The organism is Petralouisia muris (assembly GCF_004793545.1).
GTDB lineage: Bacteria > Bacillota > Clostridia > Lachnospirales > Lachnospiraceae > Petralouisia > Petralouisia muris.
This window is the reverse complement of record NZ_SRYA01000002.1, coordinates 58,589-84,238: the sequence shown is the minus strand read 5'-3', so window position 1 is coordinate 84,238 and position 25,650 is coordinate 58,589. Positions and strand designations below refer to the sequence as shown.

27 protein-coding genes are annotated in these 25,650 nt (G+C 45.3%); 1 reads left to right on the top strand and 26 read right to left on the bottom strand.

The window, feature by feature from the left end; genetic code table 11:
* Positions 1 to 57 precede the first annotated feature (57 nt).
* From E5329_RS01535 to E5329_RS30340, 3 genes are all read right to left on the bottom strand, one after another.
* Positions 58 to 381, bottom strand: coding sequence for a hypothetical protein (locus E5329_RS01535; RefSeq protein ID WP_275442908.1), 324 nt, complete (start codon positions 379 to 381; stop codon positions 58 to 60).
* Positions 382 to 490: 109 nt separating this feature from the next.
* Positions 491 to 1,201 (bottom strand): ClpP family protease, encoded by a 711-nt coding sequence (locus E5329_RS01530; protein WP_135987821.1) that lies wholly within the window; start codon positions 1,199 to 1,201, stop codon positions 491 to 493.
* Positions 1,202 to 1,268: 67 nt separating this feature from the next.
* Entirely contained in the window at positions 1,269 to 1,418 is a 150-nt protein-coding gene (locus E5329_RS30340; RefSeq protein ID WP_275442918.1) for a hypothetical protein, read from the bottom strand.
* Here E5329_RS30340 and E5329_RS32485 point away from each other — a divergent pair.
* Positions 1,389 to 1,514: a GtrA domain-containing protein gene (locus E5329_RS32485; protein ID WP_275442907.1), complete on the top strand. Its 126-nt coding sequence runs from the start codon at positions 1,389 to 1,391 to the stop codon at positions 1,512 to 1,514. The genes E5329_RS30340 and E5329_RS32485 overlap by 30 nt on opposite strands.
* Positions 1,515 to 1,759: 245 nt before the next feature.
* On the opposite strand, the gene E5329_RS01520 is transcribed toward E5329_RS32485, so the two are convergent.
* The 23 genes from E5329_RS01520 to E5329_RS01415 form a co-directional block, all read right to left on the bottom strand.
* Positions 1,760 to 1,939, bottom strand: coding sequence for a hypothetical protein (locus E5329_RS01520; protein WP_135987820.1), 180 nt, complete (start codon positions 1,937 to 1,939; stop codon positions 1,760 to 1,762).
* A 30-nt stretch (positions 1,940 to 1,969) separates the two neighbouring features.
* The gene (gene glgA, locus E5329_RS01515) at positions 1,970 to 3,424 is read right to left on the bottom strand and encodes a glycogen synthase GlgA (protein ID WP_135987819.1); all 1,455 of its coding nucleotides are present in this window, start codon (positions 3,422 to 3,424) and stop codon (positions 1,970 to 1,972) included.
* A gap of 16 nt (positions 3,425 to 3,440) precedes the next feature.
* Entirely contained in the window at positions 3,441 to 4,730 is a 1,290-nt protein-coding gene (locus tag E5329_RS01510; RefSeq protein ID WP_135987818.1) for an O-acetylhomoserine aminocarboxypropyltransferase/cysteine synthase family protein, read from the bottom strand.
* 75 nt (positions 4,731 to 4,805) lie between these two features.
* Positions 4,806 to 6,554, bottom strand: a complete 1,749-nt coding sequence (locus E5329_RS01505; protein ID WP_135987817.1) for a methyl-accepting chemotaxis protein — start codon at positions 6,552 to 6,554, stop codon at positions 4,806 to 4,808.
* A 62-nt stretch (positions 6,555 to 6,616) separates the two neighbouring features.
* Positions 6,617 to 7,345: a YebC/PmpR family DNA-binding transcriptional regulator gene (locus tag E5329_RS01500; protein WP_135987816.1), complete on the bottom strand. Its 729-nt coding sequence runs from the start codon at positions 7,343 to 7,345 to the stop codon at positions 6,617 to 6,619.
* Positions 7,346 to 7,425: 80 nt separating this feature from the next.
* Entirely contained in the window at positions 7,426 to 8,799 is a 1,374-nt protein-coding gene (locus E5329_RS01495; RefSeq protein WP_135987815.1) for a hemolysin family protein, read from the bottom strand.
* Positions 8,800 to 8,871: 72 nt separating this feature from the next.
* Positions 8,872 to 9,219, bottom strand: a complete 348-nt coding sequence (locus E5329_RS01490) for a type II toxin-antitoxin system PemK/MazF family toxin (RefSeq protein ID WP_135987814.1) — start codon at positions 9,217 to 9,219, stop codon at positions 8,872 to 8,874.
* 67 nt (positions 9,220 to 9,286) lie between these two features.
* The gene (gene alr, locus E5329_RS01485; protein WP_135987813.1) at positions 9,287 to 10,456 is read right to left on the bottom strand and encodes an alanine racemase; all 1,170 of its coding nucleotides are present in this window, start codon (positions 10,454 to 10,456) and stop codon (positions 9,287 to 9,289) included.
* Positions 10,453 to 12,090 (bottom strand): NAD(P)H-hydrate dehydratase, encoded by a 1,638-nt coding sequence (locus tag E5329_RS01480; RefSeq protein ID WP_135987812.1) that lies wholly within the window; start codon positions 12,088 to 12,090, stop codon positions 10,453 to 10,455. The genes alr and E5329_RS01480 overlap by 4 nt, the downstream gene beginning before the upstream one ends.
* A gap of 119 nt (positions 12,091 to 12,209) precedes the next feature.
* Complete coding sequence (locus E5329_RS01475; protein ID WP_135987811.1) at positions 12,210 to 12,836, bottom strand: hypothetical protein; 627 nt, start codon at positions 12,834 to 12,836, stop codon at positions 12,210 to 12,212.
* 4 nt (positions 12,837 to 12,840) lie between these two features.
* The gene (locus E5329_RS01470; protein ID WP_135987810.1) at positions 12,841 to 13,485 is read right to left on the bottom strand and encodes a redox-sensing transcriptional repressor Rex; all 645 of its coding nucleotides are present in this window, start codon (positions 13,483 to 13,485) and stop codon (positions 12,841 to 12,843) included.
* A gap of 124 nt (positions 13,486 to 13,609) precedes the next feature.
* Complete coding sequence (abc-f, locus tag E5329_RS01465; protein ID WP_135987809.1) at positions 13,610 to 15,517, bottom strand: ribosomal protection-like ABC-F family protein; 1,908 nt, start codon at positions 15,515 to 15,517, stop codon at positions 13,610 to 13,612.
* A gap of 66 nt (positions 15,518 to 15,583) precedes the next feature.
* A complete protein-coding gene (locus tag E5329_RS01460; protein ID WP_135987808.1) occupies positions 15,584 to 16,792 on the bottom strand; it encodes an NADP-dependent isocitrate dehydrogenase in 1,209 nt (402 codons plus the stop codon).
* Complete coding sequence (locus E5329_RS01455) at positions 16,785 to 17,441, bottom strand: GntR family transcriptional regulator (RefSeq protein ID WP_135987807.1); 657 nt, start codon at positions 17,439 to 17,441, stop codon at positions 16,785 to 16,787. Before E5329_RS01455 ends, E5329_RS01460 begins: the two co-directional genes overlap by 8 nt.
* Before the next feature lie 109 nt (positions 17,442 to 17,550).
* Positions 17,551 to 20,172: a transglutaminase domain-containing protein gene (locus E5329_RS01450; RefSeq protein WP_135987806.1), complete on the bottom strand. Its 2,622-nt coding sequence runs from the start codon at positions 20,170 to 20,172 to the stop codon at positions 17,551 to 17,553.
* Positions 20,173 to 20,221: 49 nt separating this feature from the next.
* Positions 20,222 to 20,635, bottom strand: a complete 414-nt coding sequence (locus E5329_RS01445) for a PDDEXK family nuclease (protein ID WP_135987805.1) — start codon at positions 20,633 to 20,635, stop codon at positions 20,222 to 20,224.
* Between the two features lie 3 nt (positions 20,636 to 20,638).
* The gene (locus E5329_RS01440; RefSeq protein WP_168356477.1) at positions 20,639 to 20,962 is read right to left on the bottom strand and encodes an AlwI family type II restriction endonuclease; all 324 of its coding nucleotides are present in this window, start codon (positions 20,960 to 20,962) and stop codon (positions 20,639 to 20,641) included.
* Positions 20,963 to 21,046: 84 nt separating this feature from the next.
* Complete coding sequence (locus E5329_RS29580; RefSeq protein WP_168356476.1) at positions 21,047 to 21,277, bottom strand: DNA adenine methylase; 231 nt, start codon at positions 21,275 to 21,277, stop codon at positions 21,047 to 21,049.
* Between the two features lie 100 nt (positions 21,278 to 21,377).
* The gene (locus E5329_RS29575; RefSeq protein WP_168356475.1) at positions 21,378 to 21,521 is read right to left on the bottom strand and encodes a hypothetical protein; all 144 of its coding nucleotides are present in this window, start codon (positions 21,519 to 21,521) and stop codon (positions 21,378 to 21,380) included.
* A gap of 23 nt (positions 21,522 to 21,544) precedes the next feature.
* A complete protein-coding gene (locus E5329_RS01430; RefSeq protein WP_135987803.1) occupies positions 21,545 to 22,630 on the bottom strand; it encodes a DUF58 domain-containing protein in 1,086 nt (361 codons plus the stop codon).
* Entirely contained in the window at positions 22,627 to 23,595 is a 969-nt protein-coding gene (locus E5329_RS01425) for an AAA family ATPase (RefSeq protein ID WP_275442906.1), read from the bottom strand. Before E5329_RS01425 ends, E5329_RS01430 begins: the two co-directional genes overlap by 4 nt.
* Before the next feature lie 55 nt (positions 23,596 to 23,650).
* Positions 23,651 to 24,268 (bottom strand): V-type ATP synthase subunit D, encoded by a 618-nt coding sequence (locus E5329_RS01420; RefSeq protein ID WP_135987802.1) that lies wholly within the window; start codon positions 24,266 to 24,268, stop codon positions 23,651 to 23,653.
* Between the two features lie 9 nt (positions 24,269 to 24,277).
* Complete coding sequence (locus tag E5329_RS01415; protein ID WP_135987801.1) at positions 24,278 to 25,645, bottom strand: V-type ATP synthase subunit B; 1,368 nt, start codon at positions 25,643 to 25,645, stop codon at positions 24,278 to 24,280.
* Between the last annotated feature and the right edge of the window lie 5 nt (positions 25,646 to 25,650).

The window sequence follows — 25,650 nt, the reverse complement described above, 5'->3', positions numbered from 1 at the left end:
TCCGTTCCGAAATCCCATTAAAGATGTTTTTCAATTAAAATTCAACAGGCAATCTCCTTATTCTTCCACTGGCTGAAAACGTTTGGAAAATTTATCCTTCCCGCACACATGCCGCTCCATATCCTTCTCCACGATAATATAGTCGTCTTCCCGAAGAAACGTAAGTCCCCTGCGGTTCTGAACAAAGGGACAAACCACTACGCCGTCCTCACGGGTAATTTGAATAAGATTATCCGACTTAATCCAACCAGTAGTTATCACAGAAGTCCATGGCATAAATCCGTCTTCCAGGCCCTTGCCAAGTTCATATTTTACCGCTTCTACCTCCAGAGAACATCTCATATATTTCTTCATACGCGTCACCTGTCCTTTACTTGTCACTTATTGCTCCTCTTACTAATAATATACCTCATAACCGCTAAAAACTCAACTGGTTTCGGAAATTATCTTGATCCTGTGCAAAAATTTCCGCATATGAAGAAGGATTGTCCTATGCTTCTTCGCTGTTTTGCCCTCTTCCTTCCTCAATCATCTGATGCAGTTTCTTCATGGCTTCATCAATGCCTCCCACTTCATTGATAATCCCCTCAGACACTGCCTGGCTGCCTACCAAAATCGTACCCAGATCCTTCGTCAGCATACTGGTATTCATCATCATTTTTTCCAATTGCTCCTGGCTGGCAAAGCAATGGCTGGCAACAAATCCGGTTATCCGATCCTGCATCTGCTGAAAATAATCATAAGTCTGAGGCGCACCGATGACCAGTCCGTTTAGACGAACCGGATGGATCACCATTGTGCCTGTAGGAACAATATAAGAATAATCTGTGGAAACTGCCAAGGGCACCCCAATGGAATGGCTTCCCCCCAATACAAGGGAAACAGTGGGTTTGCTCAGGGATGAAAGCATTTCTGCAATAGCCAGACCGGATTCCACATCCCCGCCCACCGTATTGATAATTACCATAACGCCGTCTATACTGTCATCGTCTTCAATGGAAGCCAGTTTGGGCAATACGTGTTCATATTTGGTGGTCTTAGTATTGGGAGAAAGACTCTCGTGTCCCTCAATCTCTCCGATAATGGACAACAGATGGATCTTGTGGCGATCCTTTCCCTGCTCTAAGGTAAGCTGTCCCATTTCCTTGATTTCTTCATTTTCCCCCTGGTTCTTATCTTGCTGTTTTAAATTCTCTTCCATATTTTTCTCCATTCTATAGAATTTTCGCATAATTTCTTAATCATAGTATCGAAAATTCTATAAAAATTTATACAAAGCTGATATGGAAATTCCTGGTTTCTGCCGCCGCTGTTGAAATGCCGGTATTTTTCGTGAAGGGCTGGCCTTTGTTTCCTGCCGCCTGGCTACCGGAATCCTGGATCTGGCAATGATGGCGTTCTTCGTAGATCTGCTGCATCAAAATGATATGCTGATAAAAATTTTATCCAACGTACTGGTAATTATTCTGAACTACCTGGCAAGCAAGCTCTTTATTTTCCAGAAAAATGAATAGCCTGTTCCTGCGTCAAGGCTTTTCAGCTGCCAAATTTCCCTGCTCTGCAAAATGTAGAAGCCCTTTTGTGATATTGGCTTATCATTGCCATTCCCTCCATGTAAATAAATTATATCGTAATTTTTCTTCAAATCACTGTATTGGAACCCACTCATTTTGGGTACTGTTTTAAAAATTCCATCGGAAGAATAGGAAATGTGACAAAAAAAGACTGTCATTTTCCGACAGCCTCTTTTTCTATTCTCTTATTCTTCTTTCCCTAACGGCGGTGACTGGTATAATTTTCTTTCCACCTGTCTCTTTTTCTTTGCAATCATCTTTAACGTCTTTACTGCATTTTCTTCTTCTGCAATTTCTTCAATTTCTTCCAACAAAGAAAGCTGATCAAACAGATTGCAATTGATTTCTTTTTCATTCACAGGCATATTTTCCACCTCCTGGGCAATCAAAATCTCTTAACACTCGCCCATCAAATACTTATACAGTCCTTCATATCGGAACTTGGAAGCATTCCAGGAATAATCATTGGCCATAGCGCGGTCTATCATCTGGTTCCACTGACGCTTCTTATCAAAGAAAATCTGCTTGGAATAATTGATGATATTCAGCATTTCCTCTCCGTTATAATTGGTAAAGGAGAATCCGTCTCCTACATTATCATATTCATTGTAAGGCTGTACTGTATCCTTCAAACCGCCGGTTTCACGCACAATCGGAATGGTTCCATAGCGGAAAGAAATCATCTGGGTCAGGCCGCAGGGCTCAAATCTGGAGGGCATCAGGAATGCGTCTGCCGCCGCATACAGCTTATGGGCCAAATCATCAGAATAGCAGATATTTGCGGAAATTTTATCCGGATATTTCCATGCAAAGTGACGGAACATATTCTCATACTGAGGATCTCCGGTCCCGATTACAACCAACTGGGTATAATCATCAATAATCCGCTCAATCACATAATTGATCAAATCCAGACCCTTCTGATCCGTCAGACGGGAAATCAGTCCAATCATGTAACGCTTCTTGTCTACCGCAAGTCCCAGATCCTGCTGCAGCCTTTCTTTGTTTAAGGCTTTCTTCTTCCTGTGGCTTCCTGCATCATAGTTCACATAAATCTTGCTGTCCGCTGCCGGATTATATTCATTATAATCAATGCCGTTGACAATTCCCTGCATATCCATGTGTCTTGCCGCCAGCAGCCCGTTTAATCCTTCGCCATAATAATTGGTCTGAATCTCCTGTGCGTAGGTATCACTTACTGTGGTAATATAATCTGCATATACCAGACCGCCCTTCAGCATATTGGCGTCTTTCTTAAATTCCAGCTTATCCGGCACAAACAAATCTGTGGGGAAGCCTGTCAGGCCCTTCATGGTCTTTACATCCCAGATTCCCTGGAACTTCAGGTTATGAATGGTAATAATGGATTTCATGCCCCAGAAGAACATATCTCCCTGGAACTCTGTTTTCAGATACACTGGTATAAAACCTGTCTCCCAGTCATGACAATGAATAATCTGTGGCTGGAAATTAATCAGCGGAAGCATGGACAATACCGCCTTGTCAAAGAACACGAATTTCTCCACGTCGAATCTGATGTCTCCATACGGCAGAAAACAATCAAAATATTCCTGATTATCAATAAAATAATAAGTAATTCCATCCAGCTTATACTGTAAAACGCCCACATACTTATTTTGTATGTAACTTCCGCAGCTCATGTAAAAATGAGTGACATACTCAAACTGGTTCCGCCATTTTTCCGGAATACAAGTATAGTTCGGAAGCACAACTCTGATATCCCATTCGTTTTTATCAAATTCCTTGGGCAGAGCGCCGCATACATCGGCCAATCCGCCTGTCTTAATAAAAGGTACACACTCTGATGCTGCAAACAGAATTTTTCTCATATCTACTCCTCCAAAATTAATCATTGTCTACGCCTTCTAAAGCCTGCGCAAGATCCTCAAGAATATCCTGAACGTTTTCAATTCCAACGGACAAACGAATCAAATCCGGCGCCACGCCTGCTTCCACTAACTGTTCATCTGTCATCTGCCTGTGGGTGTGGCTGGCAGGATGCAGGACACAGGTACGGGCGTCTGCAACGTGAGTCACAATTGCAATCATGTTCAGCCTATCCATAAAATCTACGGAAACTTTTCTTCCTCCTTTTAACCCAAAGGAAATTACGCCGCAGGTGCCATTTGGCATATACTTCTTCGCCAAATCATAATACTTATTGTCTTTGAGACCTGCAAAATTTACCCATGCCACTTTCTCATGGCCGTTCAAAAATTCCGCAACCTCTCTGGCATTCTCACAATGCCTTGGCACTCGCAGATGCAGTGTCTCCAATCCTACATTCAGCAAAAACGCATTCTGGGGAGACTGGATGGAACCCAAATCTCTCATAATCTGCGCCGTTGCCTTGGTAATATATGCCCCTTTGCCGAATTTCTCCGTATAAACAATCCCATGATAGGTGGGATCCGGCTGAGTCAGCCCCGGATATTTCTCCGCATGCTGATTCCAGTCAAAATTCCCGCTATCCACAATACAGCCTCCCACGCACATTGCATGTCCATCCATATATTTGGTGGTGGAATGGGTGACGATATCTGCGCCCCATTCAAAAGGACGGCAATTAATAGGCGTTGGAAATGTATTGTCCACAATCAAGAGAACTCCATGATCATGGGCTGCCTTAGCAAATTTCTCAATATCCAGAACTACCAATGCCGGATTGGCAATGGATTCTGCAAACACTGCTTTTGTATTAGGCAAAAACGCCTGGGACAGCTCTTCCAGAGAAGCGTCAGGATCCACAAAAGTGCATGAAATCCCCTGTTTCTTCAGCGTTGCCCCAAACAGGTTAAAGGTGCCGCCATACACAGTGGAAGAACATATCATATGATCTCCCGCTTCACAAATATTGAATATTGCATAATAATTTGCAGCCTGTCCGGACGACGTAAGCATCGCAGCCACTCCGCCTTCCAGTTCACAGATCTTCTCTGCCACTGCATCGTTGGTGGGATTCTGCAGTCTGGTATAAAAATACCCGCTGTCCTCCAGATCAAACAGCCTGCCCATCTGTTCACTGGTGTCATATTTAAATGTAGTGCTCTGGTAAATGGGGAGAACTCTCGGTTCTCCCTTTCCAGGATGCCAGCCGGACTGAATACATTTTGTCTCTATCTGATAATTGCTCATGTGCCTTCTCCTCCTGCCGCACAGCCTTCCTGTTCGGAAAAACGGCGATTGCCTGATTGATTCCTATCTTCGTTCTTAATCCAGATTTATGTAATCGCCGGAGTGTCCGCCCTGATCATATCCCTGATCCGGAGTAGAAGCCAGGGCATATTCTGCACGGAGAATAAACTTTGCAACAAGCCGTTTCAGCATATCTGCCTGTTCGGAAAGCTCCTGACTGGCTGCTGCGCTCTCTTCGGAGGTGGCAGAGTTGGTCTGTACCACACTGGAAATCTGGTTGATCCCCAGAGTAACCTGTTCAATTGCGCCTGCCTGCTCTTCTGCCGCATCTGCAATCTTATCCACCTTGCCGGAAGCAGAACGAACTTCGTCCACTACTTTCACCAGGGACTGAGCCGTAGAATCTGCAATCTTGGTGCCTCGGGTCACTGCCTTGATGGAGCTTTCAATTAATTCTGCCGTATTCTGGGAAGCGGCAGAACTCTTGCTTGCAAGGTTGCGCACCTCGTCTGCAACCACTGCAAATCCTTTTCCTGCCGTACCTGCCCTGGAAGCCTCCACTGCCGCGTTCAATGCCAGAATATTGGTCTGGAACGCAATATCTTCAATGGTCTTAATAATCTTTCCAATTTCATCGGAAGTACGTGTAATTTCTTCCATTGCAGACATCATATCACGCATCTGTCTGTTGCATTCTTCCGCTTCGTCTCCCGCTGTGGTAGACTGTTCTTTTGCCTTCAGCGCATCTTCCGCCGTATCCTTCACCTGGGTGGAAATACCCGCAATTGTAGTAGCCAACTCTTCCACTGCAGCAGCCTGTTCCGTGGAACCCTGAGAAAGAGCCTGGGCGCCGATGGACACCTGATCGGAACCTGCTGCAACCTGATCGGCGCTTCGGTTAATCTGTCCCAGCGTTATGCTCAGATCACGGTTCAGCCTGCGTATGGAGGATAACAAGCCCTGGAATTCTCCCACATATTCTTCTTCCGCATGGGTGCGCACGTCAAAGTTGCCGTCTGCCATTTCGCTCAGAAGCCTGGAAGCGTCTGTAATAATATCCTCCAATGTGTCTGTCATCTTCTTAAACGCCTTTGCCAGTCTGCCCAACTCATCCTTTGACTCATAAGTTACTTTAATGTCAAAATTACCAGATACAATCTTCTCTGCAGAATCTTCCAGTTCCTTCAAAGGCTTGGTAATTGCCCTTGTCAGATAAAGAGAAAGAATCAATGTAATCAGCAGAGCCCCGCCTGCCATGCCGTACTGAATCAACTTCAGATTTTTCTGCATATTAACCGTAAGTTCATAATCTGACTCTGCATTTTTCTCTGCCACATCACTGACATTAATCAGGGAATTTACAGCTTTTTCAACCATGGGCTGATATTCTTCCAACAGCATTTTCTGGGCCCCCGGCCGATCCGTCTCAGCCAGCTTCATCACGGTTTTCTGCATTTCCACCGCCTCTGTGATATAGGCGGAAAATTCTTCCAGCAGCTTATTATCTCCTGTAAAATTCTGGAACAGCCAGTCGCCGTTTTCTGACAGAAGATCCAGCTCCTTCTCTAAATCTGCTTTGTAAACCTCGATCTGCTCTGCATCCTCTTCCATCGTCACAAAGGAAATATCTTTTACAATAATCTGCAGTCCGCGGCGCATGTTCATAACTTTATTGGTAATCTGATATCCCACATTGTAAAATTCTGAATACTTTTCGGCGCTTTCATCTAATCCGTTAATTGCAGTTACCACTGTCGCACAGAATAAAATGATGATAAGCATAAATGTTATTAATAATTTTGTACCTATTTTTAAGTTTTTCATTTTGGTCCCCCTGTACTTTTTTTCTAAAATTCGGTTTTGTAACTTCACATAAACTCAATACTTTATTCGTCCCAGTTGTGATACACAGCCTGTACATCATCATCTTCTTCTAAAAGATCCAACGTTTTCTGAAGATTTTTAATTGCAGTTTCATCCGTTAATTCCACCCAGTTCTGAGGAATCATGGTTACCTCCGCCGAAGCCATGGGTATTCCTTCATCTTCTAACTTCTGCCGGACTTCGCTGAAAGAGTCCGGATCTGTAATAACTTCATAGCTGTCTTCTTCTTCGGAAAAATCCTCTGCTCCTGCGTCCAGCGCAGTCATCATCAGATCATCCGGTTCCAGTTGGCATTCCTCCTTGTCAATGATAATCTGTCCTTTCTTGTCAAACATATAAGATACGCACCCGGGCGTCCCTACATTCCCATTTCCCTTGGTAAATGCGCTCCTTACATTTGCCGCTGTCCGGTTCTTATTGTCTGTCAAAGCATCCACAATAATCGCCGTCCCATTCGGCCCATAGCCCTCGTATGATACAAACTCATAATTGACAGCATTGGCGTCTCCCGCCGCTTTCTTAATTCCTCTGTCAATGGTATCATTGGGCATATTATTGGCCTTTGCCTTTGCGATTACATCTCTCAAACGGCTGTTATTCGCCGGATCTGCGCCGCCTTCTTTCACCGCAACTGCAATTTCGCGTCCAATAATCGTAAAAATTTTCCCTTTTGCCGCATCATTCTTTTCTTTCTTGTGTTTGATGTTGGCAAATTTAGAATGTCCTGACATATGTTTTCCTCTTTTCTGCTTCTCTTTCTCTCTATTCTGTATTCTATCATGTTCTGGCAAATATGACAAGATTTAGTATGCTATTTGATTTCAGCTTCTACATTCTGTTGTAGTTTCTCCTCCGGTTCCCGGAAAATCCTCTCGTGTTTTGTCACTTTTACCGTATGGATCATCTTGTCCCTGACGGAAAGCACATGAAAACGCCACCCCTCACAGTCCAGTTCAAACTGTTCCTGCTCCCCCGGTATCCTTCCAATCAGGGAAATCAGAAATCCGTTTAAAGTCTCATACTCCGCTTCCTCTAAAGCAAGCTCCAGAATTCCGCAGACTTCCTGAAAAGGCGCCAGTCCGCTCATCATAAAGCTTCCGTCCGGCTGACTTATGATGGTAGTTTCCTCTTCATCATATTCATCAAAAATATTTCCGACAATTTCTTCCAGAATATCTTCCATGGCCACAATGCCCGCTGTCTGTCCGTACTCGTCCACCACAATTACCATATGGTTTTTTTTCGACTGCATGCCTTTAAACAAGTCATTGATATTTCTTGTCTCCGGAATAAAAAACGCTTCCCGGACCAGTCCCGGGATATCCTGTACGGCCCAGTCCAGATGCTCCCCTCTCCGGCTCTCAATCATAACGTCCTTCATATGTATGATTCCGATAATATTGTCAATATCGTCCTTGTATACCGGGAACCTGGAATTATTTGCCTCCAGAATAAATTCCAAAGCATCCTTCAGCTGCGTCCTGCCTTCAATGGCCGCCACATGCTTGCGGTGGGTCATAATATCTTTGGCCTCCTTGTCATCAAAGGCAAAAATATTGTGAATCATTTCCGCTTCACTGGCCTGCAGAACTCCCTGCTCATGTCCTTCCTTTACCATGGAAATAATTTCTTCTTCCGTCACATCGTCAAAACTTGCATTTGGGTCCACACCCGCAAGCCTGACTACCAGATTGGAAATCTTCTCCGCCGGGTAAGTGTAAAATCTCAGCACAGACACCATACCGTGAAGAATCCCCGCCAGCGCAAAGAGCCATTGCTCCGGTTTCCTTGCCGCAATCTTCTGAGGCGCAATAATTCCGACTACCGCAAAAAAGAAAATTCCCGCCACCGTCGCCAGAACAAAGCATAAGCTTCGGATTCCCGGGTCTGCCCCCTCCTGCGATAAACTGTGGACCAGAAAATTTCCCAACATGCGTATCTGGTAAATTCCGAAGATACCGCTGACAAAAGTTACCATAATCTGAATTGCGTGCCTGGTTTTGTAAGGATCGTCCATCACTAAAAGAAGCCAGGCCGCATGCCTGCTGCCTTCTTCCGCCCGTTTCTGTACCTGGCTCTCCGTCACCTCTTCCAATGCCGTAAGAAAGCCGTACAATCCTCCGCTGACTGCCACCAAAACCAAAAATACTATAAGCCCTATGACCGGACTCCCGCCATCATCCATTTTTCATGCTCCTTTTGCATTTGTATTCTAAAACACTTGAAATATACCATTTTCATGCATATTAGTCAAGATTTATGTATACAATTCCAGGCTGATCTCAAGCGCTCTGTCTACTTTTTTCAGTATCTCACTGTCCAAGCGGCATACTTTATCCTTCAGCCGCTGTTTATCAATGGTGCGAAGCTGCTCTAACAGCACCACAGAATCTTTCATCAAATCATACCTTGACGCCTCCAGCTCTACATGAGTTGGAAGTTTCGCCTTGTTCATTTTTGAGGTAATGGCCGCACAAATTACCGTAGGGCTGTGCCGGTTTCCAACATCATTCTGTATAATCAGCACCGGACGCACCCCTCCCTGTTCAGACCCTACCACCGGCCGTAAATCCGCATAATAAATATCTCCTCGATGAATAATCACTTTTCTCACACTCCAAAACTTTATAGGTTATTTCCTATTCTTCCCAATTTTTTCGTGTGTATACAGTTTATTCTCCAAAATAATCTCTGGTTTCTGTCACTTTCCCTTCCCGTACATATACCCTTGGAATGCGTTTTCCCAGGTCACAGGCAAATTCATAGTTAAATCTGCCGGACAAATCTCCGATTTCTTCCATAGAAATCTCCCGAGAACCATCCCTGCCTATCAGGGTTACCGTATCCCCCTCAGCCGCCTCCGGGATATCTGTAACATCCGCCATAAACTGATCCATGCAGATGCGGCCGCAAATAGGCGCTGCTTTTCCATGTATCAGCACATAGCCTCGATTAGAAAGGCTTCTGGCATACCCATCTGCATATCCCACAGGAATTGTGGCAATCCTCTGAGTTTTTTTCGTCTCATAAGTGGCCCCGTAGCTGACAGTCCTCCCCGGTTTCAGTTCTTTCAGAAACACAATGCGGCTCTTTAAAGACAGCGCCGGCTGCAAATCAAGATGTTCTTTCCTGACTTCATCGGAAGGCCACAAGCCGTAAAGGCTTATTCCCGCCCGCACCAGGCTCATGTTGGTTTTTGGCATATCAATCATAGCCGCACTGTTGGCGCAATGGCTGACAGGAATGGAAATTCCCCGCTGCGCCAGCATTTCTTTCATCTTCAGAAACTGCCTGAACTGGTCTTTCGCCATGGTTTTATCCTGGGCGTCCGCCTTTGCAAAATGCGTAAATATCCCTTCCACTATCATATGTGGCATCTTAACAATCTGTGCCAGTTCATCTGCCGCTTCCTCCGTCACCTGAAATCCAAGGCGGCTTAAGCCCGTGTCTATTTTCAGGTGAATCCTCACTGACTGACCTTGTTCTTTTGCAAAATCCTCAAGCCCCTTGGCCTGTTTCATGGAATATACCGTAGCCCGGATCTCCTGTTTTGCCAAAATTCCATACTGCTCCGGAAAAACAGTGCCAAGAACCAATACAGGCTTCTTTAATTCATTTCTGCGCAGAATTGCCGCTTCCTCTGCAGTGGCAACTGCATACCCCCAGACAGATTCCAACCTTTCCAGTTCTTTTCCAATTGGAACAGCGCCGTGCCCGTATCCGTCCGCCTTGATTACTCCTATAATCTTCGTATCCTTCCCAATAGCTTTTTCCATCTGGGAAATATTATGAATGACTGCATCCAGATTTATTTCCGCATACGCCCTGCTGTATGATTTCATTGTGATATCCCTTCCTTTTCTTTCAGAACCATCTTGATTCCATCCAGAATATCCCGGGCCATCATTCCGTAGGTTCCAGTCTGCTGCACCTGTTTCTCCGCAGCCGCCCCATGGAGATATACCCCCGTAAAAGCCGCCTCCCAAGGCGCCATTCCCTGGGCAACCAGCCCCGCCAGAATTCCGGTCAGCACATCTCCGGAACCAGCCGTCGCCATCCCGTGATTTCCGCTGGTATTGATATAGGCCCTGCCGTCCGGCAATGCTGTGATAGTTCCTGCATCCTTTAAAATACATATTACCTGATATTCTTCTGCAAATTCCTGTGCAGCCTGCAATAAATTCTTTTGTATATCAGAAATGCTTTTCTTCGTCAGCCTTGCCATCTCTCCCAGGTGGGGCGTCACAATTACAGGAGCCGCCGCTTCCTTCAGCCATTTTAAATGGTCTGAGATGACATTCAATCCATCTGCATCCAGAATGACCGGAACCTTCGCTTTCTTTAAGATTAATTCTATTATTTTCCCAGCGTTTTTTTCTGTGCCGAGCCCCGGGCCAACTGCAATTACCGTTCCCCAGAAAAGAGCCTCTGACAGCGTTTCTTCCAAAACTTCCGTACCTTCCCAGGTGGTCAGAATAGCCTCCGGCAGCAGCTCCTGCAGAATCACCCGGTTCTGTTCTTCTGTAAATATCCTTACAAGCCCTGCCCCGGTAAGATAGGAGGCTTTTCCGCTTAAAAAAGCAGCTCCCGCCATATTCTTATGTCCTGCCGCCGTCAGGACTTTCCCGTAGCTTCCCTTGTTGGAATGATTTTTCCTTCGGGGAATCCGCATCAAATCCTCCGATTCGGCAGCAAACAGGTTCGGCTTCGCTTCCAGGAAACTGCAAGCATCAATTCCAATATCCTTTACCAGAACTTTCCCGGCATATTCCGCGCCTGGATACAGCAAAAGCCCAGGCTTGGCAAATGCAAAGGTTACTGTCACATCTGCCCGAAACCCAACGCCCATCACTTCCCCGGTATCTGCATGGATGCCGGAAGGAATATCTGCCGCCACTTTCAGTCCGGATTTTTCATTCATTTCTGTAATGTATTCCCGGTATGCTCCCTCCAGATTTCTGGTGAGCCCGATCCCGAACAGCGCGTCTATCACAACGTCAAATTCCCCCTCTGGCATGGAATCTGTTATCTCAAGTCCGTAATTGCATAATATCTCTTTCTGAATTTTTGTCTCTTCGGAAAGTTTTCCCGATTCCGACGGCATAACAATTGTAACCTCATATCCACGCTGCCAGAGCAAACGGCCGATGGCAAGTCCGTCTCCGCCGTTATTTCCAAATCCACAAACTGCAAGGACTGATAATTTCTTCCTGTGATTTTTGCAAAGCTGCCTGCCAGGTTCCTCCACTGTGGTTAAGGCCGTGCCCTGTTGCTGACTCACCTGGAAAAATCTGTCGGTTTTCTTCGCTGGGCTTAAAACTGTGCCCTGTCCCTGATTTACCTGGAAATATCTGTCAATTTCTTCCGCTGTGCTTAAGGCTGCCCGCTCCATCAGCACCAGAGAGGGCACGCCAAAACGCTCTATAGTATTCTTATCACACTGCTTCATCTGCCTGCTGTTTACCAGAATCTTCATCTCAACCTCCTGCCTGGATTCTCCGCAAAACCTCTGCAAAAAGACTGGATTTTTCCGGAAAAATCCATTGCAAATTCCGAAAAAAGACACCCCCGGCGTTTCTCTGCCAAGACTGCCTTTTATTTGTTTGCTTTTTTATATTCCTCTCCATATTTCAAATCAAACGCGCCAATCACCTGGGCGCCGAAAATATCATGAAGATACGCATAGATTGCCCTGCTTTGATCCTCAATGGCGTCCTTACGGATAATCTTTATCTTCAGCTCCGTCCGGGTCTTTGCAATCCACTGGGCCAGTTCTTCCTGTTCCTTCTCATTGCTGTTCATAATTCCATAGCAGTACTCCAAGGTCTCCGTCATCAGCTCCTCATTGTCCTTTTTCATCAATTCCTGCAGTTCGTCTAATTCCTGACGGCAGGAGTCCATCCGCTGATTAATCTCTGTAATCAGCCTTCTATCCTCCTGAAGCTTCCTGGTCTCCTGTCCTGTTTCCCCAATTTCATCCATGTTTGCAACTATATTTTTCATCAGTTTGTTTTTCAAAGATTTCAGTTCTTTGAGTTCCTGGGTCAAGTGGCCCTGACGGGACAAATGGCCGCTTACTTTCTGCTCCAGCTTCGCCACCTTTGCAGGCTTGCTGCCATCCAGAAACAGCTGGTGCCATTTCTGATCCAGCACCAGCGGCGGAAGCTCTCTTGTCTGTGCAATTTTGTCAAATCCGGGGCTTGTATTTTTCCTTTTACTCATATGCTCACTTCTTATCTTTTGATTTCTCTGTTCTCACAATATTATAGGATAACTGCATCAGGCTGTCTGAAAGATGCACGTTTTCCACCACCACATGCTCCGGCAGCTCCAGATCCAAATGTGCAAAATTCCAGATCGCCCGGATTCCAAGGTTCACCAGCCAGTTTGCAACTTCATCCGCCTTCTCCTTAGGCAGAGTAAGCGCTGCAATATCCACTTGGTTCTTCTTTAGAAACTCCTCCAGTTCATCCATCATACGCACTTCGATTCCCCTGACGGAAATCCCCTTCAACGCCGAATTCACATCAAATAATCCGATAATCACAAATCCCCATTTCTCGAATTTGACGTAATTGGCTAACGCCTGCCCTAGATTGCCGGCGCCCACAATGATGATATTGTGCCGCTGATTCATTCCCAGAATCTTGCCAATCTCATCATAAAGATACTTCACATTATAACCATAGCCCTGTTGTCCAAACCCACCAAAATTATTCAAATCCTGCCTGATCTGAGATGCAGTCACACGCATTCTTGTGCTCAATTCATTGGAGGAAATCCGTTCCACTCCGTCATCCAGAAGTTCCCCCAGGTATCTGTAATATCTTGGCATTCTTCGGATCACTGCCTGTGATATTTCTTTTTCCATTCTCTCTTCTCCTGTCTCACGGGCATCCGCTCGCCGCTTTTCTCACTTCATTTTATTATAATGAATCTGATAATATATGTCAATGTGTGAAACTTTCTATTTATTTCTTAACCGCAATCTTGGGTTACATCAATGTTTCCCAATGCTCATACAGCGCTTCCAGTTCTTTTTGCTTCTCCTCATATTCCTGATGCAGCTCTTGCAGCTTTGCTGAATTCGTTGCAATCTCACTGTCAGAAAATGCTTCCTCCAGTTCTCCTATCCGCTGCTCTGCTGCTTCAATCTTGTCTTCTGTCCGTTTCCTGTCATTTTCAAGCTTCCGCTGCCTTGCCTGTTCTTCTTTCTTCTGTTTCCAATCCGCCTTATTGCTGCTGACAGCTTCCGCTTTCTGAACGGTTTCTTTGCCCGATACATAAATATCGGTAAGTTCTTTGCATTTTTCCAGATAATAATCGTAATTTCCGATATAATTTACCAGCGTATTACCAGTTAAATCCAGAATCCTTGTGGCTGTCTTATTGATGAAATACCGGTCATGGCTTACAAAGAGAGCCGTTCCCGTATAACAATTCAACGCCTGCTCCAGAATTTCCTTAGAGGTAATATCAAGGTGGTTGGTGGGCTCGTCCAAAATCAGAAAATTCGCTTCTGAAAGCATCAGCTTTGCCAGGGACACACGGCCCCGCTCTCCGCCGCTTAATTCTGAAATCCGCTTAAATACCTCATCTCCCGTGAAGAGAAAAGCCGCCAGCACATTTCGGATCTCCGTATTGGTCAGATAAGGATATTCATCTGAAATTTCCTCCACCAGGGTTTTCTCCGAATGGAGCACCTGATGTTCCTGATCATAATACCCGATATGCACATTGGTTCCCAGTTTGACGGTACCCTGATCCGCTTTTACCATATCATTGATGATTTTCAGAATCGTGGTTTTGCCCGTTCCGTTATCCCCAATCAACGCAACGTGTTCCCCCCGCTTGATTTCAAAGGACAAATCCGCAAACAGCGGCTGACCTGGATAGGCTTTTGCCAGATTTTCCACAGAAATCACATCATTTCCGCTTACAATCCCCGGTTCCAGATGCAGATGAATATCTGTATTTACCTCTGTGGGCTTCTCCAAACGTTGAATTTTATTCAGCATTTTTTCTCGGCTTTCCGCCCGTTTGATGGACTTTTCCCGATTGAAGGATTTCAGTTTTGCAATCACTTCCTCCTGATGTTTAATTTCCTGCTGCTGGTTATAATACTGTTTTAACTGGGCCTCCCGCACCTGGGCTTTTTTCACGGCGTAATCGCTGTAATTGCCAGAAAACACCGATACCTTACAGCGATCCACTTCCACCACTTTCCGTACCACCCGATCCAGAAAATAGCGGTCATGACTTACAATCACCACCGCCCCTTTGTAATTCAGAAGAAATGTCTCCAGCCAGGTAATGGAACCGATATCCAGATGGTTGGTTGGCTCGTCCAGCAGAATGACGTCCGGCTTCGTCACCAGAAGCTTGCCGAGACACACCCGGGTACGCTGTCCGCCGCTCAATTCCTGCATATGCTTGGCAAATTCTTCTTCCTCAAATCCAAGCCCCTTAAGCACCCCTACAATTTCACTTTTATAAGATGGACCGCCCTTCTGTTCAAATTCCAGATTCCGGCGATTGTAGCTTTCCATCAGCCGTTCCAGCTCTTTCCCGGTGACACGGCTCATTTCCCGCTCCATGCCAATCAATTCTTCCTGCATGGCAACCAATTCTTCCCTAGCGGAAAGCACCTCTTCATAAATCGTCCGATTTCCTTCAATATCCGGATTCTGGGGCAGATATCCCAGGCTTCTTTTTTTTGCCAGAATCACATTTCCTTCGTCTGCCTCCAATTCTCCCACAATAATCCGGAGCAGGGTGGTTTTTCCTGCTCCGTTGATTCCTACAATCGCCGCCTTTTCATTTTCTTCAATATGAAAAGAAGCATGTTGTATGATTTCATCGGTGCCAAAGGCTTTGCTGATATTTTGGCAGGCTAAAATCATAATTCTCTCTCCTTAACAATAACTATCCTCATACTCTGCCATCCTTACTGGGAAAATTTAGGGGTTTCACAGTAATGTTTCCAATTTCTCCCGGATTGCTTTGATAAAGCCTTCGCTGTTTAATACCGTCACATCCTTCAATGTGGTAATCAGCGCAAGATCCTTTGTCATTTTGCCGGATTCAATGGTTGACAGGCAAGCCTCTTCCAGCTTGTCTGCAAATGCAGAAAGTTCCGGCAGCTTGTCCAGTTCTCCTCTCTTACGAAGGGCTCCCGTCCATGCAAAAATGGTGGCTACGGAATTGGTGGAAGTCTCCTCTCCCTTCAGATGCTTATAATAATGACGCTGTACGGTTCCGTGGGCTGCTTCATATTCATAATACCCTTCGGGAGATACCAATACGGAAGTCATCATGGCAAGGGATCCGAAGGCAGAACTTACCATGTCGCTCATGACATCTCCGTCATAATTCTTACATGCCCAAATAAATCCTCCCTCCGCTTTCATAATACGCGCTACTGCATCGTCAATCAGCGTGTAGAAATATTCGATTCCAGCTGCTTTAAATCGCTCATCATATTCCTTATCATAAATCTCCTGGAAAATGTCCTTGAAGGTATGGTCATATTTCTTAGAAATAGTATCCTTGGTTGCAAACCACAAATCCTGTCTGGTATCCAATGCATAATTGAAGCAGCTTCTTGCGAAGCTTTCTATGGAACCATTCAGATTATGCTGCCCCTGGATCACGCCTGCTCCGGTAAAATCATGAATCAGCTCCCGGGTCACAGTGCCGTCCTCTGCCGTGTAGACCAGTTCACATTTCCCTGCTCCCGGAATCTTCATCTCACTGGCCTTGTACACATCCCCATAAGCATGTCTTGCAATGGTAATGGGCTTCTTCCAGTTCTTCACACATGGCTCAATTCCCTTTACGGTAATGGGGGTGCGGAATACCGTTCCGTCCAAAATTGCGCGGATGGTTCCATTGGGACTTTTCCACATTTGCTTTAAATCATATTCCTCCATGCGGGCTGCATTGGGCGTAATAGTAGCGCATTTCACAGCAACGCCGTATTTCTTCGTGGCGTTGGCGGAATCAAAGGTTACCTGATCGTCCGTCTCATTCCGATATTCCAGTCCCAGATCATAATATTCCGTCTTTAAGTCCACAAACGGGCACAATAACTCGTCCTTAATCATTTTCCAGAGAATACGGGTCATTTCATCCCCATCCATCTCTACCAGCGGCGTTGTCATTTTAATTTTATCCATGCTCTCTTCCTCCTGATGTTTCCATATTTTGAATTGCTCTGCTGATGTGCAGATTGACTGCTTGTTCCACTTTTTTTGTATTCCTGTCTTTCACGGCCTCTAAAATCTTCCAGTGTTCCTGGTTAGACTGATGAGCCCTCTTTGAATCTGCCAGGCTGATTTTCCTTGCCCGGCTCAGATAATGGTGATAGTCTTTCAATGCATGCTCCAGCATCTTGCTTCCACCGGCTTCATAAAGTATTCCATGAAATTTATCATCCAGCCCCATCATCTGTTCCATATGCCCCTTATTAAGATGAAAATCTGCCAGATAAAGAATTTCTTCCATCATCTCTATCTGAATCTTATCGGCAGACAGGGCCGCCCTTTTGGCGCACAGCACTTCCAGGGCCAAACGCATCTCATAAATGTCCCGGATATCCTGACCGGAAAATCCTACTACAAAGGCTCCTTTGTTGGGAATAATCGTAATTAATCCTTCCAATTCCAACTGCCGCAGGGCCTCACGCACCGGCGTACGGCTCACGCCCAGTTCTTCTCCTATCGGCTTTTCTTTCAATTCTTTTCCTCTGGAATATGTTCCATTTAAAATATCTTCCCTGATTTTCTGAAAGACCTGCTGTCCCAGTGAATGACTTGCTCCATTCAAACCAGACCCTCCTTGCTGGAAAATAATTTCCATGGATTATTGTATACATTTATGCATTTTCTTGTCAAGAGAAATTTTTCTTGGAAAATCTGTATAGATTCCAAACCCTCTATTTCTTCAGCGCTCTCACCGATTTCTGATAAAATTCCTCCGCTGCCAGGAATTCCTCTTCCGTAATGCCCTGTTGGGAAAAGGCCGCTTTCTGCCAAATAGAAACTGCCCTCTCCCACTCCAACTCCGGCAGCTTTTGAGCCAAATATGCTCCATACTCCTGATCCCCCATACTTTTTTCACGCTCCAACCCCTTTGATTTCAGTAATGTTTCCAGGGCTTTTCCCATAGCCAGCGCACCTTTGCTGCGATTTTCCTGATAAAATTCCGCCTGCCGCTTCCTCTGCATATATTTCTTCCAACTCCAGAACATCCCGCAAATAAGCACAATTCCTGCCAGACTGACGCTGGCTGCTTTTACTGGCCCTGGAATGGCAGCGTCTCTGTTTTCATCCCTTTTGGCGCTGCTTTCCGTCTTTGCTGCTGCCGGTTCTTGATCCTCTGGCTGCTCCTCTTCTAATGCAGGAGGATGGGTATTCTCTTCCTCCTGCTGTTTTGACTCAGGAGTCGGCTCATTTAACGCTTCTTCCTCTCCTCCTTGTTCCCATTCTTGAAGCGCTTCCTCCACATCCTCTCCAGGCTCCAAATCCGCCAGAATTGTTAAGTAGGATGGCGGCGTCACTTCCAAAGGATAAAACCCTGTATCATTCTGAAAAACTTCTGTCCAGGCATGACCTCGCTGATCCTTTACCACAGCAGTAAAGGTACCGTCTTTGTTCTTATGAAAATCCTCCGGAAATACCACATATCCGCTGACATATCGTGCAGGAACTCCCAGCATTCTAAGCATCAGCGTCCCTGCCGTAGCATAATGAACGCAGAATCCTTTTTTCTGCTCCAGCAAAAAATACTCTGTGTAATCCTCTCCCTCCGGCACCGGTTCCAGATTCTGGCTGTACTCCGTATTAGACCAGAGAAGCATCTTTACCTGCATAATCCTGTATTCCGGAATTCTAAGTTCCTGACCTGGCTGAATCTCCTGACCTGGCTCCCCTTCTTCCCCAAAAGTTTCCTCTTCCTGGCTCCCTTCCTCAAAAACTCCCTCTTCCTGATTCTCTTCTTCAAAAACCCCCTCTTCCTGATTCTCTTCTTCAAAAGCTCCCTGGGAGTCCTCTTTTCCCTGCAGTTTGTCCAAATCCAGTTGATTGCCCCACAAATTTAATTGCGCATAAGGCTCTGCCAGTTCTTTCACCCGTTCCAACCCCTGCTTTGGCAGACGGGTATAGACCTGCTGCACATAAGAACAATAATTCTCCCAGATTCTCTCTTCTTCTGTTTGACCTGACAGGTCACGGACTGATACCTTCTGTTCCCAGGCGCTGACAGAGTGAAATCCTTCCCGCTGCCAGTCTTTCAGAAACAGAAAGCTGTTCCACATAAATTCTTTCTGCCCCTGGGGCGACAGCATTCCATCTCCCTCTGCAGGCTGATCCTCAGGAATTTCACTATAATAAGGAGACAGGGTATAACCTGAAACAGGATTCTTAAGTTCTATGGTTACATCCCGGGCCACATAGCCCTGATCTGTTTTTTCACGCTCTTTTAAGGTCTGGTAAGGGTAATTCTGCACCGCTTCCCTTCCTGCCTGATTGGAAATCCCCTGGTTCTGGGCCCAGTCAGAAAACTCCTGCTTCGATACTGCTTTCCAGCTTCCTCCCGCATAATCCCCGCCAATAAATCCCCGGATGTAAAACGTCTGTTCCGGCCGTTTATCCGTTGTAATTCGGAATAATTCTTTTCCAGTCTGATTTGGCTTGTCATTGCCAAGCATATACTCACTTTGTGCTTTATTACCCGAAAACAATTGAATACCGCTGACTTTATCCACAAGTTCCAGCAGCTGATCTTCCAACTGAAGCTGGTTCTGATACCAAGGAGTATGCCAGCGGGCCATCAGCTGCCGGGCCAGACCGCTTTCAGAAAAAATCGCCGCCAGCACAAGAATCACTGCAAGTCCCGTTCCTGGAATCCATGCTCCCTTCTCCTTCAGCTCCAGGTTCCATGCCAGAAATCCCGCCAATATCAGCAGCACCTCTGTCTCAGAAGGAGGAATTCCCACATAGCTTCCCAGCACAAAAATCAACGCCGGAACGATTAAAAAAGCAACACGCACCTTCCATTTCTTAAAATAAGATTTATTTTCTTCATAAGCCCGGCTGCTGACTGATACGACCAACAAGCTCTCTAAAAATCCCAGCAGAGCGCACAAAAGCATAAAACACCAGATTTTTTCTGAGCCCTCTGGCTTCACAAACCAGGTCAGGTATTCCGTCCGGTAATATCTGTTAATCAATTCCAGTACGCGGTTGGCAATTTCTTTCCCTCCCTCTGAAAAAATCGGCTGATTGAGACGCACTGCTGTTCCAAGAACCATTACAAACAACAGACTGACTATCACCCTCTGTTTTTTCCCCAGATACATGATTTCTGTCAGAATCAGGATCAGGCCTGCCAATAAAAGCAGGCCACGATTGGCCGTTCCAGACAGCAAAAGGTTTTCCATACACAGGAATATGCCGTAAATTGCCAAAAACAAAGAGATTCCGGCTTTTAACCGGTAAAAGAATGGTATCCTGCCATATTCAGTTGACGCTTTCTTATCATGTAGGTTTGCTGCCATTTCTATCTCCAATTTTCTTTTAATTACAGTTGTTTCCGATATGCTTGCTTTATAACCAATTCAACATTTTATTCTTCACTTTTGCATACCATTCATTTTCATCCTGCGCTAACTTTGCCTGTTCTATTGAATACTTAAAAATCCCTTTTATCTGTTCTGCATCTGGAACATATCCTGCCCTATATGACTGTTCAACCATATTAATAAATACATCTAATTCCACAGGCACTATTACAGACTGTCCACCATAATTTGCTTTTATCTCACCGCCATCAAGCATCGTCATCGCCCGCCATGTGTTCCATTCCAGCATCAACGGCGCATCATATAACGTATTATCCTTAATATCATTAAAAACTTCCATTATATCACTATACTCTTTATATTCTTTTAAATCCCTCACCTGCTGCTCAATAATTGCTGTTTTTCTATTTTGAATCACTTCCTCTAATTTATCTTTCAACTGTTATGTCATAATTTGAGTGAAATCAAGCGACGTTTCCATAAATTCAGAAACTTGCGTCAACAACCGTTCCCGATCATCAGAATACAATATTGACAGCGACGCATTAAATAGATAATCCTTATACTTTGCCTCATCATCTACAAAAATTGGTTTTCTATCAACATGATCTAAAAAGAATTCTACCTCTTGTTTTTTCTCATACATAATTGACAGCGAATTCCCTCTTTGGGATATTTCAACCATGCCTGTTGCACGCAAATATCTGTAACATGCATCTGTATAATCACGTAAATTACTTACTTTGGTTCTTACAAATTTATCCAATGAATTATCTTTCGATTCCCTTGTCTGAGTTTTTCCTGAATCAATTGTTCCTGAAAGATTTTTTCTACTTCTTTGCGCATATATTCACCGCTTATCATATTCTTCTACAATGTACTTACCATATAATTCTTGCGTTAACAGCGTTTTCCCAATAACCAACAATGCCTTTGCTGACAAATTTTTAAAATCACTGGCCAGTCTTTTATGTTCATCTTCCCCAAATCCATCTCTATAATTGTCATTTCCATAATCACTGAAAATACAATCATACGGTGGATCTAAGAAAATAAAAATATGCTGCCTGATTTTCTTCATATATTTTCTGTAGCCTATCTAATTGAATTCTGGCATCAGGATATTTTTCCTGCATTTCTTTATAAAAAGAATACAGCATAAAAATTAACATCATTTATAATCACCTTTTCTGGCTGAAGGTAAAAATATAAAGCCCCTCCTCCAAAAAAGGTTCTATGTACCTGGAATATTGTTTCGGCATATGATTGATAAAATGAGAAATCTCTTTTGATTTGCCGCCTCTGTACTTGATCATTGGATTCATAATATTCCTCCTTGTATGAAAAATCATACTGTCAATTCCAACTCCAACAACTGTTCCTTCACCCGCCCAGGTTCCGCTTTCACCAGAAACTCCCCATTACAATACAGTTCCAGTTCCTGATTCCACAAAATCCCGGTAACGTAGCTTTCTCCCCGAAATTCCTGTCCGTATTCCTTCTGAAAAGCACACCGCCCCATCCGGTATCTTAAAATCCCACTCCAGAAATCCGTCAAATCCTGAAACTCCCGAACCGCTTTACGCTGCAGTCTCTGTTCCCCTTCATTGTACCACACCAGATAATGAAAGCACTCCTGTATCAGCAATTCCTGAGAGACAGTGTTCAATACCTCCCAGTAAGCTCTGCGCATTTCCCGGTTTATCGTATTCGTACAGGCGTCTAAAAACAATGCCACATTGCAGCCGATAGGCATACTCATCTCAGCCACGATTAATTCCTCATTTCTGGCCGACAGCTTCCAATGAACCCTATTCAGCCGATCCCCCTTCTGATAGCCCCGCAGTTTCAAAACCTCCGCCGGATCATCCCCTTTGCTCTGTGGATGGTAAACTTCTCCATCCGCCAGAAACAACCTGGTACGAATGCCTGCCTTAACATTGGTCTCATAACATGCCGGAAAAATCATCACCTGTTTTTTCTGCTTCACTTTCTTTTTCCAGGCAAACAGCCCCAGACAGTCATAACAGGCCAAATAACGGCATTCTGCCTGCCACGCCCCGAATTCCAGACTTCCTGCGTTTCCCTCCAGCTTCACTTTTTTCCCGGCGCCAACTCTGCCCGCAATCTTTACGGTATACTTTTCCTTATTTTCCAGACGTTTCAGCACTACCTTTGCACGGACTTCCGCCAGATAAAAGGGACTGTTATTATTTACGAAAAGTCTCACTCGATACCTGCCATCTTCCTCCGGATAAGAGGAAAACAATAGCTCACAATCCATATGTTTTCTGCTGTACCACAACATGCATAGCAAAAAAGGCAGCAGTAATACCGCAGCCCCAAACAACATCAGAAACCCTTTACTGTTATAAATTATTGCCGCATAACCTGCGCCTGCCGCTGCAAGCGCATACAAAAGTATTTTTCTCATTTTCGTCCCTTTACGGCTTTCGGCATCGGCATGGCCCTTAACATTTCCTGCAGAATCTGCTCTGCATCCATATGGGCCACTCTTGCCTTGGCATTCAATACCATCCGATGTGCGCAGACAGAAAGAAACACATCCCTGACATCCTCTGGAATCACATACTCCCTCTGCCGCAAAAAAGCGAGGGCCTTGCCCATCTGCAAAATATTAATAGAACCCCTGGGGCTGATTCCCAGCTCCACCATAGGATGATTTCTGGTGGAGGTTACCAGAGTTCCAATATATTGATAGATTTCATCCTGGACAAACACCTGCTCTGTCATCTCCTGCATTTCCAGCAGTTCCTCTCTGGAAATCACTGCCTCTACCTCTTCCCGGATCTGCTTTCCTTTTAAAATATCAATTTCATCCTCTATCCTGGGGTATCCCAGCCGGAGACAGACCATAAAACGGTCAAGCTGAGCCTCCGGCAGCATCCAGGTGCCGGCGCTTCCCACCGGATTCTGGGTGGCAATCACAATAAACGGAGAGGGAACCTGCCGGCTGATACCGTCCACTGTTACCTTTTGCTCCTCCATTACCTCCAAAAGAGCCGACTGGGTCTTGGGAGAAGTTCTGTTGATCTCATCCGCCAGCAGCAGATTGCACATTACGCTTCCCGGCTGATAGACAAAGGCTCCGGATTCCTTCTGATAAATGGAAAATCCTGTCAAATCTGAGGGCAGCACGTCCGGGGTAAACTGCACTCTATTCTGCTGCAGGGACATAGACTTGGACAAGGCCATAGCGAGGGTGGTTTTGCCCACTCCCGGAATGTCGTTTAAAAGGATATGCCCTCTTGCCAGAATTGCCGCCACAGCCTTCACAATACAGTCGTCTTTTCCGATAATCGCTTTCTTCACTTCATTGATTACTTCAAATGCAGGCATCTGCTGCCTGTATGCTTCCATTCCTTCTGCTTTTTCCATACCGCTTTCATAACCTCTTCCAGTAAATCTCCTTCATTCCCAGTGCTTCTTCCTATTAACGGCTCTTCATCCGCTTAATGACTTTCAATCTGGTAAATTCTTCTCTTTCTTTTTCCTCCAGGGCACTCTGTATGCTCTTGGTCAGCGTCTCATATTTGGGAATTGTGATATTCTGCAGCGCATTGGCCCGTTTCTGAGTTTTCTTGATATTATAGGCAAGACGGTAGGCAGAGGTTTCCACCTGAGCCAGCCGTATGGTTAATTCCTTTACTTTCTGAAATTTCTCACAAGCTTCGTCCAGGGACATTTTCGTCCCATAAAAAGGATAAGAAGGCTGCAGCTTGCTTTCCTCATATTCCACCTTGGGAATTTCCGTTCCCATCACGCTTCTGCGCTTAATGGAAATGGAATTTTCCACCGGCACGCTGAGGCTTAACGCCTCCACCTCATGAATCCCCATCTGGATATTGGCTTTCTGCAATGCCTGATAAGCGCTGGTAAAGGTCACGTCAATCTCTTTTTGAATATCCGTTGCCTGCTCTATCAGATCCATCAGTTCCCGAATTAGGATATTCCGCTTCTTATCCATCAATTCATAGCCCTGCCTGGACAGCGCCAGGGAATTTTTCGCAAGCATTAAATTGCCTTTTGTTGGAAATGTATTCGGATCCATCTAGTCACCTCACCAGTGTTTTTCTAATATTTTTGTATCAATCCGGTCTAATTCCTCTTTGGGCAGGATATGCAGAAGCTTCCAGCCAATGTCCAATGTTTCTTCAATGGTACGGTTCTCACTGGCTCCCTGAGACACAAACTCCTGTTCAAATCCTATGCCGAATTCCAGATATTTCTTATCTGTTTCCGACAATTCATCTTCACCGATAACGCTTGCCAGATCTCTCGCCTCCCCCACACGAGCATAGGAAGAAAAGAGCTGGTTGGCTACATCCTGATGATCCTCCCTGGTATATTCCGCCCCAATGCCGTCCTTCATCAGACGGGACAGAGAAGGCAGCACATTGATGGGAGGATAGACATTCTTCTGATGCAGAGAACGCTCCAGTACAATCTGTCCTTCCGTAATATATCCGGTCAGGTCAGGAATGGGATGGGTAATATCATCATTGGGCATGGTGAGAATCGGAATCTGAGTTACGCTACCGCTTCTCCCCTGCACAATTCCGGCGCGCTCATACAAGGTTGCCAGCTCACTGTAGAGATATCCGGGATACCCCTTCCGGCTGGGAATTTCTCCTTTGGAAGAAGACACCTCCCTCATAGCCTCTGCAAATGAAGTCATGTCCGTAAGGATTACCAGAATATGCATGTTTTTCTCAAACGCCAGATATTCTGCTGCAGTCAGCGCTACCTTAGGCGTAATCAAACGCTCCGCCACCGGGTCATTAGACAGGTTCAGAAACATGGTTACATGGGAACTTACGCCGCTTTCCTCAAACCTCCGTCGGAAAAATTCTGCCACATCATATTTCACTCCCATAGCGGCAAACACAATGCCAAATTCTTCCTTGGAGCCTTCTCCCAGAGACGCCTGTTCTACAATCTGGGCGGCAAGCTGATCGTGGGGCAGTCCGTTTCCGGAAAAAATCGGAAGCTTCTGTCCCCGAATCAACGTCGTCAATGCGTCAATGGCAGAGATTCCTGTCTGGATATAGTTCCTGGGATATTCTCTGACACAGGGATTTAAAGGCAGTCCGTTCACATCCAGAGTCACCTCCGGATTGATTCTTCCCAGTCCGTCGATAGGCTCTCCCAACCCGTTAAAGGTTCTTCCCAGAATCTCTGGTGACAGGCCAATTTCCATGGGATGGCCGCTTAACCTGGTATGGGTGTTCTTCAAAGACATTTCATCGGTAGTGTCAAAGACCTGAATCACTGCCTTATCTTCATCCAGGGCAACAATTTTCCCTTTTTTGCGCTTGCCGCCCTCTACCACGAATTCCACCATTTCTTCAAAAAAGGCATGCTTCACGCCCTCCAATGCAATCAGGGGGCCATTGATTTCGCTTAATCCTAAATATTCAATTGACATATCCA